The organism is Tessaracoccus sp. OH4464_COT-324 (assembly GCF_003932855.1).
Taxonomy (GTDB): domain Bacteria; phylum Actinomycetota; class Actinomycetes; order Propionibacteriales; family Propionibacteriaceae; genus Arachnia.
This window is the reverse complement of the sequence record NZ_RQYZ01000007.1, coordinates 22,065-38,585: the sequence shown is the minus strand read 5'-3', so window position 1 is coordinate 38,585 and position 16,521 is coordinate 22,065. Positions and strand designations below refer to the sequence as shown.

Sequence of the window (16,521 nt, the reverse complement as noted above, 5' to 3'; positions counted from 1 at the left end):
TCAGCTACTCAGAAGAAAATTAAGTCTGCGTACCTACACCGAACGAACCCCTGACCTGCAAGAGTTCTCCTTATGACGAATCCGCAGTTTGCGCAGGACCCCGAGGCGTTCCTGGCGCTACTTGACGAACAGATAAAGGAGTTGGTTCAGCTCAGCGCCCGCGTCGGCGCCATTGAGGCTCCTGGTTCGGCCACGGATCCGACGGGTTCCGTGACTGTGACCTTCCTTGAGGGAGGGCGGCTGGACACGATCACCGTGGCCAACGGCTGGGAGAAGAACATACCGGCCGATGAATTGGCTGGTGTGATCGCTCAAACGTTGACCGCAGCTTGGGAAGATGACTCCTCCGGCGGCGAGAAGAGCGACGAAGAGGTCGCCGAGGCTGTGCGCAGGGAGCAGGAAGAAGTGCGCAGGCTGCTCGACATGGGGCCGATCGGGGGAGGTCTTCGTCGTCCGACCGTCCCGAGTTTGGCAGGCCAGCCCTCAGACTTTTCGGAGGAGCAGGAGTATGAGCCGGATCGGGCCTACTCGGCGAACCGGGCCGTGTGGATAGAACACGTTCGTGGCACGGTGTTGGGCGTTGAACTCAGGCAGTCCTGGCCGGAGGGGAAGGCCGGCTCGACCATCACCGAGAGCCTGAATGAAGCCATTGACGCGCTGGCGGCAGTGACAGCGGAATGAAGCATAGACCTAGAACGCAGGAACCAGGAGACCAATTGTGACGGAAAGTACAGCCCACGGCGGCAGCATTGACTGGGATATGGTCCGCAGGGCCGCGCAGTCCCAGCCTGGCCTGTCCGACGAGCAGCAGGGCGCCAGCGGGGCCCCTGCAGAGGCCGAGCCCCCCGCGCAGGAATATGTGGAGGCGGAAGCCGTAACCGCTATTCCGGACGATGCGGTCGAGGTCACGGAAGACGTGACCATTGCCGACGATGTCGTTGCGGTTGCGCCTGACGGCACCGTGATCGACACTCGGGATGATGGCAGCGTGATCTCTACCTCCGACGGGGTGGAGGTCAAGGTGGATGCTGAAGGCAACGTTACGATCGACGGCGATTTCAAGAACGACATCTCCGTGGACGACATCTCGGAGTTGGGCGTAGGGGCCTCTCTCACCACGGAGTCGGGCACCGTCATCACGCGCAACGAGGATGGCTCCATCACCATCGAGCAGGCCAACGGCCAGGTGGTGACCATCAACTCTGATGGCACGGTCGACATCGACGTGCCGAGCGAGTACGACCGGCTGGGTGACGGCGACACCCTTGAAGGCCCGGGCGGGCTGGTCGAGGGCGCCGGTGAGGAAACGGCCCCCGAGGATAGCGGTCTGGGCGGCGGCTCGGGTGGCGGCTCGGGTGGCGGCTCGGACTCGGGTTCAGGTTCGGGAGCTGCGGAAGACGGCGGTCTAGGCGGTGGCGGCCTGGGCGGTGGCGGCCTGGGCGGTGGCGGTTCGTCGGGCGGTTCCGGCGGCGGCTCGGGTGGGGAAGGCCCCGATCTCGGTGGCATCGGCGGCGGCTCCGGCGGTGGTCTTGGCACTGCCGGCTTCACTCCGCCGCCCGCGCCCACTCCACCTTCGACGAGTGCTCCTAGCGGGCCATCGCCGGCAGGGGGCTCATCCGAGGAAATGATCGGCCAGGTGCATCCGGACTTCCCAATGCCTGGCAAGCCGCCCAGATTCGACGCCGATTCCCCGTCGAGGCCGCCGGGCTATCAACCGGACGGTGGATCTGGTGGGGTGCCCGGTGGTCCTGGTGGGGTGCCTGGCGGTCCTGGTGGGGTGCCCGGTGGCCCTGGTGGGATGCCCGGCGGTCCTGGTGGGATGCCTGGCGGTCCTGGTGGGGTGCCCGGTGGCCCCGGTGGGATGCCTGGCGGTCCCGGTGGGATGCCTGGTGGCCCCGGTGGGATGCCCGGTGGTCCTGGTGGGATGCCCGGTGGCCCCGGTGGGATGCCTGGTGGCCCTGGTGGGATGCCCGGTGGTCCCGGAGGCGGTCCTGGCGCCGTGCCCGTCGGTGGCCCTGGCGCTGGCGACGGCGGCTCGGGCGACAACGGTGGACGCACCGACTTTCAGGTGATCACCGAGGACCTCCGTGCCGATTCGCAGCACTTCAAAGGCCTCGCCGAAATGGCCAACAAGATCTCGCAGTGCTGGTCCAGCCTGGCTGCCTTCCCTGAGTTCCAGGGGATCTGGTACGGCGTGGGCGGGCCTTTCACTGAGGCCAGCGAGACCCTCGCGAAGCTGTTCCGCTCCGGCCACGAAGAGATGGAACGCATCAGCGAAGCGTTGAACGACTCGGCCGACCACTACGACATGCAGGAAGACTTCGGCTCCGAACGAGCGTCCTTGATCGGCGCCGATCATGCCGCCGCAGGAGCAACCGAGGCCATGCGTGCCGCTGCTGCCGCCTCGGCGGCTCCGAAGCAAGCTAGGAACGATAACAGCAAAGGAATGACGGTATGAGCGTCCACTGGGACCGTGACAAGCTGAACCGACGCCCACCTTTCACGAGAGGGGAGCCTTACGTCTCGACGATGGGTGTGCGCGATACGGAAACCCACGCCGCTCCCTCATACGAGGGAGACAGGAGCGTCGACAGCGCCCCCTACCGTCGCCCCGACGAGTCAGTCAAGAAGCGGACAGACACGCTCCGGCCAGCCGGGAAACCGCGAACCAAGGTGAAGGACCGGCACTCCATCATCGGAGACTGTGTCCCCGGCTGCCTGTTCTTCAAGGACCGCGCCAGGATGGAGCGTGCCGTCGAGGAAGCCAACAAGGCAGCCCAAGGGGTAAAGGAGGCCGCAACGCGAGCGGCTGCCGCTCTTGCCTTCAGCCCCATCAAGTTGGGGGGCGTTATTGGAGGCCTTTTCGGCGCGGGATTCATCATGCAGGTGATGGTTGTCGAGAAGTACGCGAAGACCTTCCAGGACAGTGCGTTTACGCCGTCGGACCTTCTGGCGGCAGGTGCACAGCTTCAGCGAGATATGCTGAAGCAGGTCCAGGAACTGGTGGAGCAGTTCAACCCGGATCGTTTCCAATCCACCGACAGCTGGGTGGGCATCGCCGGTGAACGTTTCCGTGCCGCAGCCCGACGGCAGTACGACTCCGCGCGTGACCTGGAGAAGCTCATCGGCAGCTTCGCCAAGGACCTCGAAGAGGTCGGCAGGGAGGGCGAGAACGTCTCTCTACGGTTCGCCGACGAGTTCCAGGGAGAATGTCAGAAGCTGGTGGAGGTCCTGACTAAGGTGGCGCAGTTCCCGCCAAGCCTCATCTGGAATATCAAGTCCATTCTGGGGGCCATGCTGCGCATCAAGATGCTGGTCATGGTGTGGTGCCAGCGCAGCCTCATGCTCGCGGAGCGAGGGCGCTCGATCTGCAACGCGGTCAAGGAGTCCGTCGGTGACGGGGCCTGGCCGAAGGTCGTCAAGGGCTGATAGTGGGGTTGCGGGTGGCGCGGCGCTGCCCGTAACCCCGGCTCCCTTTGCACTCTTTGGGTGCGAGTGCTAAGAATGGAGTTGGCACTCGGCCGGGCCGAGTGCTACCGGGTTGGGTGAGGCTCAAGCCGTCCGTCGCGGGCACCTGAAATCCGGCCGAAACCTGAACACCCGGGGCGCCAGCCCCGCATATGGGAGGATTTCCTTTCCACTATGGCAAAGCTGATTGAATTCAACGACGAGGCCCGCCGCGGCCTCGAACGCGGCATGAACACCCTTGCCGACGCGGTGCGCGTCACCCTCGGCCCCAAGGGTCGCAACGTCGTGCTGGAGAAGAAGTGGGGCGCCCCGACGATCACCAACGACGGCGTGTCCATCGCCAAGGAGATCGAGCTTGAGGATCCGTACGAGAAGATCGGTGCGGAACTCGTCAAAGAAGTTGCGAAGAAGACCGACGACGTCGCTGGCGACGGCACCACCACCGCCACCGTCCTGGCTCAGGCCATGGTCCGCGAGGGTCTGCGCAACGTGAACGCTGGAGCCAACCCGCTCTCCCTGCGCAAGGGCATTGACGTCGCTGTGGCTGCAATCGTCGAGCAGCTCGGCAAGATGGCCACCGATGTCGAGACCAAGGACCAGATCGCTGCCACCGCCTCGATCTCCGCGGCCGACACCACTGTGGGCGAGATCATCGCTGAGGCGATGGACAAGGTCGGCAAGGAAGGCGTCATCACCGTCGAGGAGTCCAACACCTTCGGCCTCGACCTCGAACTCACCGAGGGTATGCGCTTCGACAAGGGCTACATCTCCCCGTACTTCGTCACCGACGCGGAGCGCATGGAAGCCACCCTTGAGGATCCCTACATCCTGATCGCTAACTCCAAGATTTCCTCGCTCAAGGACCTCCTGCCGGTGCTGGAGAAGGTCATGCAGTCGGGCAAGCCGCTGCTCGTGATCGCTGAGGACGTCGAGGGCGAGGCGCTGGCCGGCCTGATCGTCAACAAGATTCGCGGCACCTTCAAGTCCATCGCTGTCAAGGCCCCGGGCTTCGGCGACCGCCGCAAGGCCATGCTGACCGATATCGCCATCCTCACCGGCGGCCAGGTCATCTCCGAGGAGGTGGGCCTGTCGCTCGACGCCACCACCCTCGACCTGCTCGGCAAGGCTCGCTCGGTGCTGGTCACCAAGGACGAGTGCACCATCGTCGACGGTGCTGGTGACGAGGCCGCGATCGAGGGTCGCGTCTCCCAGATCCGCAAGGAGATCGAGAACTCCGACTCCGACTACGACCGCGAGAAGCTGCAGGAACGGCTCGCGAAGCTGGCTGGCGGGGTTGCCGTCATCAAGGTTGGCGCCGCCACCGAGGTGGAGCTGAAGGAGCGTAAGCACCGCATTGAGGACGCCGTGCGCAACGCCAAGGCCGCGGTCGAGGAGGGCATCGTCCCCGGCGGTGGTGTGGCGCTGCTGCAGGCCGCTAACGCTGCCTCCGTCGAGGGGCTCGCGGGCGACGAGTTCACCGGCGCCCAGATCGTCTTCGCCGCAGCCAAGGCCCCGCTGCGCCAGATCGCGCACAACGCGGGCCTTGAGGGCGGCGTTATCGCCGAGAAGGTCTCCGGTCTGCCCGCAGGTCAGGGCCTCGACGCAGCCACCGGCGAGTACGTCGACATGGTCGCGGCGGGCATCATCGACCCAGCCAAGGTCACCCGCTCCGCGCTGCAGAACGCCGCGTCGATCGCCGGCCTGTTCCTCACCACCGAGGCCGTCATCGCCGACAAGCCGGAGAAGGCTTCTGCCGTGCCCGGTGGCGACATGGACGGCATGGGCGGCATGGGCGGCATGATGTAACACCCCAACCGGATCGAGGGCCAGCTTCCGAAAGGGAGCTGGCCCTCTTTCGAACTCAGGCACTGGCCTGCCCCAGTCGGAAGGAGGCGCGCGGATGCTCAACTGGCTCGTGCTGGCCGGCACCATCGTCGGGCAGCTCCTGGCGCTTTACCTGCCCGGGTCACCGGAGCCCAGCGCCCCGCTCTTCCCGGGCGACGACAAGGTGGTGCACCTGGTGCTGTTCCTGCTGCCGGCGCTGGCCCTGGGGCGCATCACCCGGGCGTGGTGGCCGCTGGGGCTGCTGGGGCTGCACGCGGTGATCAGCGAATGGGTGCAGCTGAACTACATCCCCCATCGCTCGGGCGACGTGCTGGATGTGCTAGCCGACGTGCTGGGCATCGCGCTCGGCGACGCGTACTGGCGCTGGCGGGACCGTCGAGGATACGCGCTGGATGGCTAGGGCCTGCTTCGCAAGCCATGCATGGCTGCCATCAGCCGGACCGAACGAAGAGGGCCTTCTGGGCTGCAGGCCAGGGGGCGCGAGAGGGCCTTCCGCAGTGGACTGCGGAACAGCTCCGATGGCGTGGCGGGACACGAATCCGCCACGCCATCGACGATCTGTGGGCCCTGGCGGCAGAGTTTCCCCCCGCGCGGCACACGGCTTCGGCACAATGGGCACATGGCGCTGCTAGAAGTAATCGCGATGCACGCCTCCGATGCGAGGAACGCGGAGGAGGGCGGGGCTGACCGGGTTGAGCTTGTTGGCACGATGGCCGAGGACGGGCTCTCCCCCGAACCGCGTCTCGTCGACCGGGTGCGGCTCGTGGCCTCCCTAGAAGTGCGCCCGATGCTGCGGCTGCGAGCAGGGTTCGGCACCGACGGCGGCGAGGTCACCCGCCTGAAGGGGCTGATGCGCTCGTACATGGATGCGGGGGCGAACGGCGTCGTCGTCGGGTTCCTCAACCGACTGAACCAGATCGACATGAGCGTGATGACGGAACTCATGCACGACGTTGACGTACCGTACACCTTCCACCGGGCGATCGACTACTGCCTGGACCCGGATGAGGCTTGGGGCGCTGTGCAGCAGCTTCCCGGCAGACTGACCCAGGTGCTGACCGCCGGGTCGACGCTGGGGGTGGAGCACGGGCTCGACGACCTCATCGCCCGCGCGCGTAATCATCCGGAGGACCGGGAGCTGATGATGGCTGGCGGCGGGCTCGCGGCAGAACACGTGCCCTGGCTGATCAAGGCCGGGGTGCGGGCGTTCCACATCGGATCTCCCGCCCGCCCGGACAGGTCGTGGAAGGCCTACGTTGACGCCGGGCTGGTACATTCCTGGCGAACCCTGATCGACGACCTGGAGAGCCATGAAGCCGAGTGAGCGACCCACCAAGCACCGCGATGCGGTGCGGCTGTTGATCGTCGCCGACGGCTGGGTACTGCTGCAGAACGACCACGATCCCGGGGTACCCGGAAGCGGCTGGTGGGTGCCGCCGGGCGGGGGCATCGAGGCCGGTGAAGGGCCCCGCGACGCCGCGATCCGCGAGGCCTGGGAGGAGACCGGCCTCAGGCTCATGCCCGAGCAACTGGTGGGCCCGGTAGGCGAGCGCGTGGTGCGCCACGGCTACTCCGACAGGATCCTGGTTCAGCGCGAGACCTTCTTCCGCGTTGACGTGGAGCGGTTCGACCCGCGGCCGCAGCAGCTCACGGAGAACGAGAAGATCCGCAAGCTGGGCGAGCGCTGGTGGCCCACGGCGCAGCTTCCGCAGCCGGTTTGGCCGGCCCGCATCGACGAATACCTCCGTTGGGCGGGCGGGCCCGCCGTCGACCTCGGCTTCGTAGACGAGTCCACCATCGACTAGCGCGGGTGGCAGGCACGCCGGATCGGGGGCCGTATGCCCACCATCTTGAGAACTTGGGCGGCAGGCCCATCCCTGACGGACGCTCGGGGCCGAGTTAGTCAGGCAGGGCGGCGGAGCCCTCGCGCCAACAGCAAGCCGGGCAGCCTAGCGGCGCAGGATCAGCAGGCAGTAGTACAGGGCAAAACCCGAAGCCAGCAGGAACAGCGGCCAACTCCAGTCCAGGTGGTTCAGGAGGGAGTAGCCGAACAGGAAGGCGACGCCGAAGGCCAGCGAGATCAGGGCGGGCACGTAGTCGGAAATCCTGCTAGCCACGAGCAACGCGGAGGTGATGAACAAGGCCAGCGGGGTCAGGGCTGGGAACAGCACACACAGCGCGATGAGGCCGAGCGAGGCCCAGACGTAGCCCATCTGGGGGGTGCGCTCGGCTGGAGGAGGCGCCGTCGGGGCAAACCGCCCGGGATAGGGATACTGGGGCCCGCCCGCAGCGCGGCGCGGCAGAGCAGTGGGGGACGGCAGCTGGCTCAACGCTGCGGCACCGCTAGCCGGTTCGGAAGGAGCGGAGAGCCCTGAGTACCCGGCCCCGGGGGAGGTGTTGTTCGTGGAGAAGTGCCGCACGTCGTAGGGCACACGCGGGTCGCGCCGCCCGTCGGCCAGCCGCGGGGCCTGAGTGACGATGGTAGAGCGCACCTCGAAAGGCGCGGAGGGGTTGCGGATCCCGGGCGGCGTCGTGCCCAGCGCCTCCAGTGGGGGAGCAGCAACGGGCGTGAGCGTCGTCGGGCGCGGGACGTTGCCCGGAGTGACCCGGCGCGGCGGATCGGCCACGGACAACGGCTCCGCGAGAGGGGTCGCGAAACCATCCGGTCGTTCCGTCGGCGCATACGCGGCGCCGTCCCGCCAACTAGCCATGGGGACAGCCTACCGACCCGACGCGCAACCTGATTGCACGGTTGCGCCGGTAACACGCTGATCGACCCTGCTTAGTTCTACCTTTGGAGCTACCAAGCGATCGGACATCGACAAGGAGAAGCTGTGGAAGTAATTGTTTGTCGGGATGCGGCCACCGTCGGCGTGCTCGGCGCGAAATATGTGGCCGAAGGCCTTGCCGGTAAGGCCGAACCGGTGATCGGTCTGGCCACCGGCAGCTCGCCACTCGGGCTGTACGCGGAGCTGAGCCGGATGGTGCGCGATGGCGAACTCGACATGTCCGCCGGGCGTGGCTTCGCACTCGACGAGTACGTGGGCATCCCGTTGGAGCATCCGGAGAGCTATCACAACGTCATCCGCCGCACCGTCGTCGAGCCGCTGGGCATGAAGCCCGAGCGGGTCCGGGTCCCGGACGGCCTGGCCGACGACGTAGACGCGGCTGCGGCGGCCTACGACGAGGCGATCACCGCCGCAGGCGGCATCGATGTGCAGGTGCTTGGTATCGGGTCCAACGGTCACATTGGCTTCAACGAACCCTTCACCTCTTTCAGCTCGATCACCCACCGTCTCCCGCTCACCCAGCGCACCCGCGACGACAACGCCCGGTTCTTCGACTCGGTTGATCAGGTGCCCACTGAGGCCGTCAGCCAGGGACTCGGCACCATCATGCGTTCGCGGCGTGCGGTACTGGTCGCCACCGGCGAAGGAAAGGCCGACGCGGTGGCGGCGATGATTGAGGGCCCCGTCAGTCACAAGTGCCCGGCGTCGATCCTGCAGTTCCATCCCGACGTGATCGTGGTGCTCGACGAGGCGGCCGCCAGCAAACTGGAATCCAGAGAACATTTCCGCACCGCCTGAGGGCTGGCTAGACTGGCAAGTCACGGCTCTTGAGTAGAGAGGGATACTGACTTGCCTACCGGAAAGGTGCGCTTCTTCGACGCGGAGAAGGGCTTCGGGTTCATCACCAAGGACGGCGGCGGCGACGTCTATGTGCGCTCAACCGCGCTGGCCGACGGCGTAGCTGCGCTGCACGCCGGCCAGCGCGTCGATTTCGGTGTGGTCGCGGGGCGCCGTGGCGAGCAGGCTCTCAACGTGCGAGTACTGGAACAGCCGCCGTCGCTGTCCAAAGCCTCGCGGAAGAAACCTGCGGAGCTGGCGATCATCATCGAAGACCTGATCCAGTTGCTCGACGGCGTGGGCAATGGATATCGGGCCAACCGCCATCCGGACCCGAAGATGGCGGCAAAGGCCGCGCAGGTGCTGCGCTACGTCGCCGACGAGTTGGAGAAGTGACCTTGGCTACCAAAACCCGTGCCCCGAAGCTGGACCAGATCGTCGCGGAAGCAACCGAGTTGGCGCGCTCCGCGGCCGAGGAGGTCTCGGGTCCTGAAGCCGTTGGCGGCCACCTCGGGGTAGTTGCCGAGCGGGGTGAGCGCGTGGCGACGCACTACTTCGCCTGCGAGCTGTCCGCCTACCCCCAGTGGCGGTGGGCGGTGACGCTGGTGCGCGCGGCTCGCGCGAAGGTGGCTACCATCAACGAGGTGGCGCTGCTGCCGGAGGAGGGCGCGCTTCTGGCGCCGGCCTGGGTGCCGTGGGAGGAACGCATCCAGCCTGGCGACATCGCGCCCGGCCTGCTGATGGCCACGCCGGACAACGACCCTCGGCTGGAGCCGGGTTTCGCGGCAACCGACCTGCCTGCCGACGCCGACACGTCGGAGTGGGTGCAGCTGCGCACCACCGTCGCCGAGCTCGGGCTCGGCCGGGAACGGGTGCTCAGCAAACATGGCCGAGACGAGGCGGCCGAACGTTGGTTGAAGGGAGCCCCGGGCTACACCGACGAGGGGTCACGTGAGGCGCCCGCCAACTGCGGGACCTGCGGCTACTTCGTGCCGCTGCGCGGCTCGCTCGGCACCCTGTTTGGGGTGTGCGCCAACGCCTACTCACCGTCGGATGCGCGCGTGGTGCACCTGGACCACGGCTGCGGCGGGCATTCGGATGTGGTCGAGAAGCAGCGGGCGCGGGAGCTGCCCGCCCCGGTGTTCGACACTATTGGCATCGACGAAGTGTTGTTCGAGTGAGCTGCGCGCACCAGATGGACGATTCTTAACGCACCGGGTCAGCACACTACGCTGGCCACGTGGGAACCAAATCTGCAACTTCTCCGGACGAGGGTTCCGCCCTCGACCGTTTCTTCAGCATCTCCAAGCATGGGTCTTCGGTAGGGCAAGAGGTGCGTGGCGGTCTCGTCACCTTCTTCGCGATGGCGTACATCATCGCGCTCAACCCGCTGATCCTTGGCACCGCCGTGGACATGAACGGCAACCTGATCTCCGGGGCGCCGAAGATGGTGGGCGAACAGGTGGACACGGCCGCAGTCGCCGCCTCCATCGGGATGGTGGCTGCCGCGACGGCGCTGATCGCCGGAGTACTCACCATCTTGATGGGCGTCATCGGGCGCTTCCCGATGGGCCTGGCCGCGGGCCTGGGCCTGAATGCGCTGGTAGCCTACGTCCTCGCGCCGCGCATGACCTGGGGCCAGGCGATGGGGCTCGTGGTTTGGGAGGGCATCCTGATCGCCATCCTGGTGTTGACCGGATTCCGCACGGCCGTGTTCAAGGCGGTGCCGAACGCCCTGCGCAGCGCCATCTCCGTCGGCATCGGCCTGTTTATCGCCTTCATCGGCCTCATCAACGCGGGCGTGGTGCGCCGCGGCGGCGGCACCGCCGTCGAACTCGGCATCGGAGGTTCGCTGAAGGGTTGGCCGATCGCCGTGTTCCTCATCGGCTTCCTGCTGCTCGTCGCGCTGCACGCCCGGAAAGTGAAGGGCGCGATCCTCATCGCCATCGTCGCCGCCACCGTGCTGGCCATCATCGTGGAAACAGTTGCCGCCGTCGGTCCTAACCTGCCCGATGGGAGCAACCCGACGGGTTGGAGCCTGAACGTGCCGTCGTTCGCGGGCTTCAGCTGGCCTGATTTGTCTCTGCTGGGCCAGATCGACATGATCGGCGCCTTCTTCCCTGGCGGGCAGTTCTCGATGGCGAATGCGCTGGCGCTCGTCGTGCTCGTGTTCTCACTGCTGCTCGCTGATTTCTTCGACACGATGGGCACCATCGTCGCGGTCGGCTCCGAGGGCGGCCTGCTCGACGAGGAAGGCATGCCGCAGCGCACCAGCCAGATCCTGCTGGTGGACTCCTTCGGTGCTGTGGCCGGCGGCCTCGGCTCCGTCTCGTCGAACACCTGCTACATCGAGTCGACGGCGGGCGTCGGCGAGGGCGCGCGCACTGGCTTCGCCTCGGTGGTGACCGGCGCGGCCTTCTTGCTGGCGGTGTTCCTGTCGCCCGTGATCAACATGGTGCCCAGCGAGGCCGCCGCGCCCGCGCTCACCTTCGTCGGCTTCCTCATGATCTCGCAGGTGCTGGACATCGACTGGGCCAAGCCCGAGCTCGGTATCCCGGCGTTCCTGACCATCATCTTCATGCCGTTCACGTACTCCATCACCACCGGTATCGGCGTCGGTTTCCTGGCCTACGTCTTCCTCAACCTCGTGCTGGGCAAGGCGAAGAAGGTGCACCTGCTGATGTATGTGGTCGCCGCGATGTTCATCGTCTACTTCGTGCAGGGGCCGATCCTCGACGCGATCACCCGCTGAGCTACACGGCCCGGGAGTGCTGCCGCGCGCCCGGCAGCACTCTCGCAGCATTCCCTAACCGACGAGCAGCGCCAGGGGCGGTTCGTCGTCGAACTCGTCGAACGGGAACATGGGCCGGTCGATGTTCCGGTGGCCCAGGCGCTCCAGGTGCTGGTCGACGCCGCCGGGGGTGAGCGCGAGCAGCCAGTCGGCGGCCAGCTCGTGCAGCTCGGGCTCCAGGTAGCCGATCTTCACGACGACGATGTCGGCGGCGCGCGGGTCGAGGCCGGCGCGCGCGAACTGCGCCATCGTCGTGTACTGGTTGCGCCGGGAGGTGACGATGATGTCGGCCCCGCCGACGGTGAGCACGGCGCTCAGCAGCCCGTCGGGGTCGTCGAACACCCGCCGAACGGTGGCGACGAGGGGCAGCGGTCCGGGCGCCCGGGAGTCGACGTGCCCGCCCAGCTCGACCTGCACCGTCGCGCCCGGGCCGGCGGCCTTGGCGGCGGCGACGGCTGCGGGGTCGTAGAGGGAGGCGACGATCGCGTGCAGTGCGCCGGAGGCCACCTCGGCTCGGGCGAGGACGGCGGCGAGCGCCACGGTCACGTCGTCGGCGCCGCCCGCGCCGGGGTTGTCGCCGGAGTCGGAGATCACGAAGGGACGAGCGGGGCTCTCGACGGCGGCGGCCAGGGCGTCGTCGATGCTGGCGGTGGGCGCCACGAACTCGAACTGGTTGCGCACGCGCCAGAACTCGCGGGCGATCTCTCTGGCCGAGGCCTGCACGGCGGCCGGGTCGTCACCGTAGGCGACGACGGCGGCCTTGCAGCGCGGCTGGTCGGCCCATGCGAAGCCGATCCAGATGCCGGCGTCGGTCACTCCGGCGCGCGCGGCCGCGACGGGCACCATGTCGTACAACGACTTCGCGGGTTCCATCCGGGTAGAGGTCTTCTCGCCGGGCAGCAGGATGGGCACGTGCACCAGCGCCTTCGCTGGCTTGCTGCCCCCGGCCAGGAGACGCTCGGCCAGGTTGCGCGCCGCGCGTTCGCGCGACACCCAGGCGTCCTCGTGCGGAGCCATGCGGTAGCAGGTGAGCAGGTCGCAGCCCGCGAACAGGGCGGGGGACACGTTGCCGTGCAAGTCCATGCTGGCGCTCACCAGAGGATCCGGCCCGACGACGGCGCGGATCGCCTGGATCAGGTCGCCCTCGGCGTCGTCGTAGCCGGGCACGCTCATCGCGCCGTGGATGTCGAAGAAGATGCCGTCGAACGGGCCCTCCTCGGCGAGGCCGCGGCAGATTTCGTCGCGCCAGGCCTCGTAGCTGTGTTGCTCGACGGGACCGCCGGGTAGTGCGGAGCAGTGCAGGATGGGGACCCATTCGACGGCTTCGGCCCAGTCGCGCACGAGCGTCCCGCCCTCGCCTGCGGCGAGTTCCGGGGGAACGTGCTCGCTGCCGGGGATAGGCGAGCGGGTGAGCCACGGGTAGCGGCCGAGCAGTTCCCGTCCGCGGCGGATGGTGAAGTCAGCGGCGGTGGAGAGGTAGGGGGTGAAGGTGCTCGACTCGATGTGGATGCCGCAGATGGCGATTCGTTTCATTTGTTGCTCCGGAAGGGGTGGATCACTAGCTGTCTGGCCAGGACGGACATTCCGATGAGGGGCGCGTCGGGCCCGGCCAGGGAGGTCTCGATGGCGAGTTGCTGCGTGCAGGTCGGCAGGCAGCGGTCGTAGAGCTCGGAGCGGAAGCCAGCGAGCAGCGCGCCCATCTGGGACATGGAGCCCCCGATGACGATGCGGCTCGGGTTGAGGAAGTTGATGATCCCGGAGAGGACCTCGCCGATGCGGGCTCCGGCTTCGCGCACGAGCGCGGTGACGACGTGGTCGCCGCCGTTGGCGGCAGCCACGAGGTCGCGGTTGGTGCGGATGGGGGAGCCGAGCGCGGCCAGCTGGCGCAGGAGGGCGGCGCCGGAGGCCACCGTCTCCAGGCAGCCGGAGTTGCCGCAGGAGCAGGGCTGGGGGTCGTCGGTCTGGATGCGGATGTGCGTCACGTCGCCCGCGAAGCCGTGGGCGCCGCGGTAGGCGACACCGCCTGAGATCCAGCCCGCGCCCACCCCGGTGCCGGCCTTGATGTAGATGCAGGATTCGTTGTGTTCGTCGCGCGCGGACCATTCCCCGATGGCCGCGGCGCGGGCGTCGTTTTCGACGACGGCGGGCAGGTCGGTGGCGGCTTGGAGCGCACCGTTCACGTCGACACCGTTCCAGCCGGGCATGCGGGCCGCGCTGGTGATGCGGCCGTGCTGAGAGACAGGCCCGGGGACGCAGAGGCCGACGGCAAGCACGTTCTGCGTGGGGGTGAAGGAGCGCCATCGCCGTGTGAGCAGTTGGATGACCTGTTCGGGCCCCTCGGTGACGTCGATCTCGATGTCGTCGGTGGCCAGCAGCACGCCGGAGAGGGTGGCGACGCCGATGCGTGCGTGGTGGGAGCCGAGTTCGGCCACGTAGGCGGCGCCGTCGCTCTTGGCGAGTCGAAGCATCGTCGGGCGTCGGCCGCCGGTGGAGGAGGCGTGTTTGAACTCCTCGATCTCGCCGTCGGCGACGAGTCGTCGAACCGTGGCGCTGACGGTCGATCTGGGCAGGTCGGTGAGTTCCACGAGGTCGAGGCGAGTGGCGCCCCCCGCCGTGGCGAGGGCCTGCAGTATGCGGCTGGCGGCGTCTAGTTCTTCGGCGTTGCTGTCCAGTAGGTTCACGGTTGCGCCGCTGGGCTGCGGGTCCCCCTCCCGCAACGGGATGCTATCCATCTTCCCTCCCGAAAGATTCCTCAGCCGCATGATGCCAGACCTAGACAGCTGAATGCCCAGATGTTCATGTTCAAAGTAGCAAAAGATAAAGAAATTATTGGTAGAACTGCCGGAAGTCTCGGTGAGATGTTACTGTTTGTGCGTCCGGCAGAGTGGCCGGGCCCCGCGGCGGCGGGTGATTCCTAGGAGAGTCGGATGAAAGCACTCACGCGCGGACTGGCGAAGGCGCTGGCCGTGGCCACTGCCGCAGTCCTGCTTGCTTCGTGCTCCGGGCCAGGTGCGGGCAAGAGCCCCGCTGCCACGGCGGACGGAAGCGCGCAGCCCACGGGCCAGATGGTGGCAGGAGGCGAAGTCACCTTCGCCATGAAGACCCCCACCTGGATCCTGCCCATCTCGGCCCCGGGCAAGACCCAGGGTGAGAACGGCATCTTCATGTCCACCATCTTCCGCTCGTTGTTCGACTACAAGTTCGGCGGCGAAGCCAAGTACAACCTCGACGAGAAGCGCTCACTGGGCGAAGTCCCGGCCGTCAGCGACGATGGCCTCACCTACACGCTGAAGATCAAGGCCGGGCAGAAGTGGATTGACGGTACGCCGGTCACCACGCGCGACGTGGAGTTCTGGTGGAACCTCGTCACGAATAACAAGGAGAAGTGGGCGTCCTACCGCAAGGGTGGGTTCCCTGACAACATCAAAGAGTTCAAGGTCGTCGACGACCAGACCTTCACCCTGACCACCACCGAGGTGTTCAGCCCGGCTTGGTTCGTGAGCAACCAGCTCAACCGCATCACCCCGTTGCCGGCGCATGCCTGGTCCAAGACGGCCGACGACGAGGCGGTGGGCGAGACCGACCGCACCCCCGAGGGCGCGCAGAAGATCTTCGCCTACCTGACCGCCGCCGCCGAGGATCTCTCCACCTACGGCACCAACCCGCTGTGGAAGACCACCAACGGCCCCTTCAAGGTGGACAGTTACGTGGCCAACGGCGACGTGCGGATCGTGCGCAACGAGAACTACACCGGCGAGGACAAGGCCAAACTCGATTCGGTTGTCTTCCGTCCCTTCACCGGCGACGACGCGGAGTTCAACGTGCTGCGCTCGGGTGGCATCGATTTCGGCTACATTCCGGCTGGGTCCATCGCGCAGAAGAGCTACATCGAAGGCCAGGGCTACACCGTCGAGCCCTGGAAGGGATGGTCCATCACCTACATGCCGTTCAACTTCGCCAACCCGAAGTCCGGGCCGATCTTCAAACAGAAGTACATCCGCCAGGCCATGCAGCAGCTCATCGACCAGGAGACCATCGCCAAGGTGGTGTGGCAGGACACCGCCACCCCGACGTGTGGCCCGGTCCCGCAGGCCCCCGACGCGGCCGGCTCGATGGAGGGCTGCGTCTACCGGTACGACCCGGCCGCAGCGGAGAAGCTGCTCACGGACAACGGCTGGAAGGTCGTCAAGGATGGGGTCACCACCTGCGAGAAGCCAGGCACGGGAGCCGGCCAGTGCGGTGAGGGCGTCGAGGCAGGCGCGGAGCTTAAGTTCACGATGATCTCTCAGTCCGGCTTCACCGCCACCACCAAGATGATGGCCGAGCTAAAGAGCAAGTTCGCTGGCGTCGGCATCGTGCTGGATATCAAGGAGGTGCCGGATTCCGTCGCCGAGTCGCAGAAGTGCACCCCGGACAAGGCCTGCGCCTGGGATCTGTCGTTCTTCGGTTCCCAGTCCAGCTGGTACTACCCGGTGTACGCCTCCGGCGACCGACTCTTCCAGACCGACGCCCCCGTGAATCTCGGCTCGTACTCCAACCCGGAGGCCGACAAGCTCATTGAGGCGACGATGCGCTCCAACGACCCGGACGCGCTCAAGAAGTACAACGACTTCCTCGCGGAGGACCTGCCGGTGCTGTGGATGCCGAACCCGGTGGCGCAGATCTCGGCCTGGAAGTCCGACATCGCGGGCGTGAACCAGGACCCGATGCTGGGTATCTACCCGCAGGACTGGTCCCGCACCAAGTAACCCCACCCATCCCCGGCCCCGCCCCCTGCCTCCGGGCGGGGCC

Annotated in this window: 15 protein-coding genes; 12 read left to right on the top strand and 3 right to left on the bottom strand. The window is 67.0% G+C overall.

All coding sequences use genetic code 11. From position 1 onward, the window contains the following. Positions 1-72: 72 nt before the first annotated feature. From EII42_RS05750 to EII42_RS05710, 7 genes are all read left to right on the top strand, one after another. Positions 73-681 carry a hypothetical protein gene (locus EII42_RS05750; protein ID WP_125171162.1) on the top strand — a complete coding sequence of 203 codons (609 nt, stop codon included), beginning with the start codon at positions 73-75 and terminating at the stop codon, positions 679-681. Between the two features lie 37 nt (positions 682-718). After that, a complete protein-coding gene (locus EII42_RS12885; protein WP_158676420.1) occupies positions 719-2,458 on the top strand; it encodes a hypothetical protein in 1,740 nt (579 codons plus the stop codon). After that, positions 2,455-3,429 (top strand): hypothetical protein, encoded by a 975-nt coding sequence (locus EII42_RS05730; RefSeq protein ID WP_125171159.1) that lies wholly within the window; start codon positions 2,455-2,457, stop codon positions 3,427-3,429. The genes EII42_RS12885 and EII42_RS05730 overlap by 4 nt, the downstream gene beginning before the upstream one ends. Before the next feature lie 213 nt (positions 3,430-3,642). Then, positions 3,643-5,274 carry a chaperonin GroEL gene (gene groL, locus EII42_RS05725; protein WP_125171158.1) on the top strand — a complete coding sequence of 544 codons (1,632 nt, stop codon included), beginning with the start codon at positions 3,643-3,645 and terminating at the stop codon, positions 5,272-5,274. Positions 5,275-5,368: 94 nt separating this feature from the next. Continuing rightward, complete coding sequence (locus tag EII42_RS05720; RefSeq protein ID WP_125171157.1) at positions 5,369-5,713, top strand: VanZ family protein; 345 nt, start codon at positions 5,369-5,371, stop codon at positions 5,711-5,713. Between the two features lie 219 nt (positions 5,714-5,932). Next, the gene (locus EII42_RS05715) at positions 5,933-6,637 is read left to right on the top strand and encodes a copper homeostasis protein CutC (RefSeq protein WP_125171156.1); all 705 of its coding nucleotides are present in this window, start codon (positions 5,933-5,935) and stop codon (positions 6,635-6,637) included. Then, the gene (locus tag EII42_RS05710) at positions 6,624-7,118 is read left to right on the top strand and encodes an NUDIX hydrolase (RefSeq protein ID WP_125171155.1); all 495 of its coding nucleotides are present in this window, start codon (positions 6,624-6,626) and stop codon (positions 7,116-7,118) included. Before EII42_RS05715 ends, EII42_RS05710 begins: the two co-directional genes overlap by 14 nt. Before the next feature lie 144 nt (positions 7,119-7,262). Here the strand turns inward: EII42_RS05710 and EII42_RS05705 are convergent, their stop codons facing one another. Next, positions 7,263-8,024, bottom strand: a complete 762-nt coding sequence (locus tag EII42_RS05705; RefSeq protein WP_125171154.1) for a hypothetical protein — start codon at positions 8,022-8,024, stop codon at positions 7,263-7,265. A gap of 123 nt (positions 8,025-8,147) precedes the next feature. Here EII42_RS05705 and nagB point away from each other — a divergent pair, with 123 nt between their 5' ends. Genes nagB through EII42_RS05685 form a run of 4 tightly spaced genes read left to right on the top strand, consistent with a single transcriptional unit; the run spans position 8,148 to position 11,691 of the window. Continuing rightward, the gene (gene nagB / locus EII42_RS05700; protein WP_125171153.1) at positions 8,148-8,900 is read left to right on the top strand and encodes a glucosamine-6-phosphate deaminase; all 753 of its coding nucleotides are present in this window, start codon (positions 8,148-8,150) and stop codon (positions 8,898-8,900) included. 51 nt (positions 8,901-8,951) lie between these two features. After that, positions 8,952-9,335 carry a cold-shock protein gene (locus tag EII42_RS13755; RefSeq protein WP_125171152.1) on the top strand — a complete coding sequence of 128 codons (384 nt, stop codon included), beginning with the start codon at positions 8,952-8,954 and terminating at the stop codon, positions 9,333-9,335. A gap of 2 nt (positions 9,336-9,337) precedes the next feature. Beyond that, entirely contained in the window at positions 9,338-10,120 is a 783-nt protein-coding gene (locus EII42_RS05690; protein ID WP_125171151.1) for a DUF3027 domain-containing protein, read from the top strand. A 59-nt stretch (positions 10,121-10,179) separates the two neighbouring features. Continuing rightward, complete coding sequence (locus tag EII42_RS05685; protein ID WP_233558289.1) at positions 10,180-11,691, top strand: NCS2 family permease; 1,512 nt, start codon at positions 10,180-10,182, stop codon at positions 11,689-11,691. A gap of 54 nt (positions 11,692-11,745) precedes the next feature. Here EII42_RS05685 and EII42_RS05680 read toward each other — a convergent pair whose 3' ends face one another. Both EII42_RS05680 and EII42_RS05675 read right to left on the bottom strand, forming a co-directional pair. After that, on the bottom strand, positions 11,746-13,263 hold the full coding sequence (locus tag EII42_RS05680; protein ID WP_125171150.1) for a M81 family metallopeptidase: 1,518 nt from the start codon (positions 13,261-13,263) through the stop codon (positions 11,746-11,748). Continuing rightward, positions 13,260-14,462, bottom strand: a complete 1,203-nt coding sequence (locus EII42_RS05675) for an ROK family transcriptional regulator (protein ID WP_158676419.1) — start codon at positions 14,460-14,462, stop codon at positions 13,260-13,262. The genes EII42_RS05680 and EII42_RS05675 overlap by 4 nt, the downstream gene beginning before the upstream one ends. A 195-nt stretch (positions 14,463-14,657) precedes the next feature. On the opposite strand from EII42_RS05675, the gene EII42_RS05670 reads away from it, so the two are divergent. Further along, a complete protein-coding gene (locus EII42_RS05670; RefSeq protein ID WP_125171148.1) occupies positions 14,658-16,478 on the top strand; it encodes a peptide ABC transporter substrate-binding protein in 1,821 nt (606 codons plus the stop codon). Positions 16,479-16,521 lie beyond the last annotated feature (43 nt).

What these genes read in the sequence shown, in the direction of transcription:
- EII42_RS05750 (WP_125171162.1), top strand. Translation starts at nt 73, where the DNA reads ATGACGAATCCGCAGTTTGCGCAGGACCCCGAGGCGTTCCTGGCGCTA.
- EII42_RS05730 (WP_125171159.1), top strand. Translation starts at nt 2,455, where the DNA reads ATGAGCGTCCACTGGGACCGTGACAAGCTGAACCGACGCCCACCTTTC.
- groL (WP_125171158.1), top strand. Translation starts at nt 3,643, where the DNA reads ATGGCAAAGCTGATTGAATTCAACGACGAGGCCCGCCGCGGCCTCGAA.
- EII42_RS05720 (WP_125171157.1), top strand. Translation starts at nt 5,369, where the DNA reads ATGCTCAACTGGCTCGTGCTGGCCGGCACCATCGTCGGGCAGCTCCTG.
- EII42_RS05715 (WP_125171156.1), top strand. Translation starts at nt 5,933, where the DNA reads ATGGCGCTGCTAGAAGTAATCGCGATGCACGCCTCCGATGCGAGGAAC.
- EII42_RS05710 (WP_125171155.1), top strand. Translation starts at nt 6,624, where the DNA reads ATGAAGCCGAGTGAGCGACCCACCAAGCACCGCGATGCGGTGCGGCTG.
- EII42_RS05705 (WP_125171154.1), bottom strand. Translation starts at nt 8,024, where the DNA reads ATGGCTAGTTGGCGGGACGGCGCCGCGTATGCGCCGACGGAACGACCG.
- EII42_RS05680 (WP_125171150.1), bottom strand. Translation starts at nt 13,263, where the DNA reads ATGAAACGAATCGCCATCTGCGGCATCCACATCGAGTCGAGCACCTTC.
- EII42_RS05675 (WP_158676419.1), bottom strand. Translation starts at nt 14,462, where the DNA reads ATGGATAGCATCCCGTTGCGGGAGGGGGACCCGCAGCCCAGCGGCGCA.
- EII42_RS05670 (WP_125171148.1), top strand. Translation starts at nt 14,658, where the DNA reads ATGAAAGCACTCACGCGCGGACTGGCGAAGGCGCTGGCCGTGGCCACT.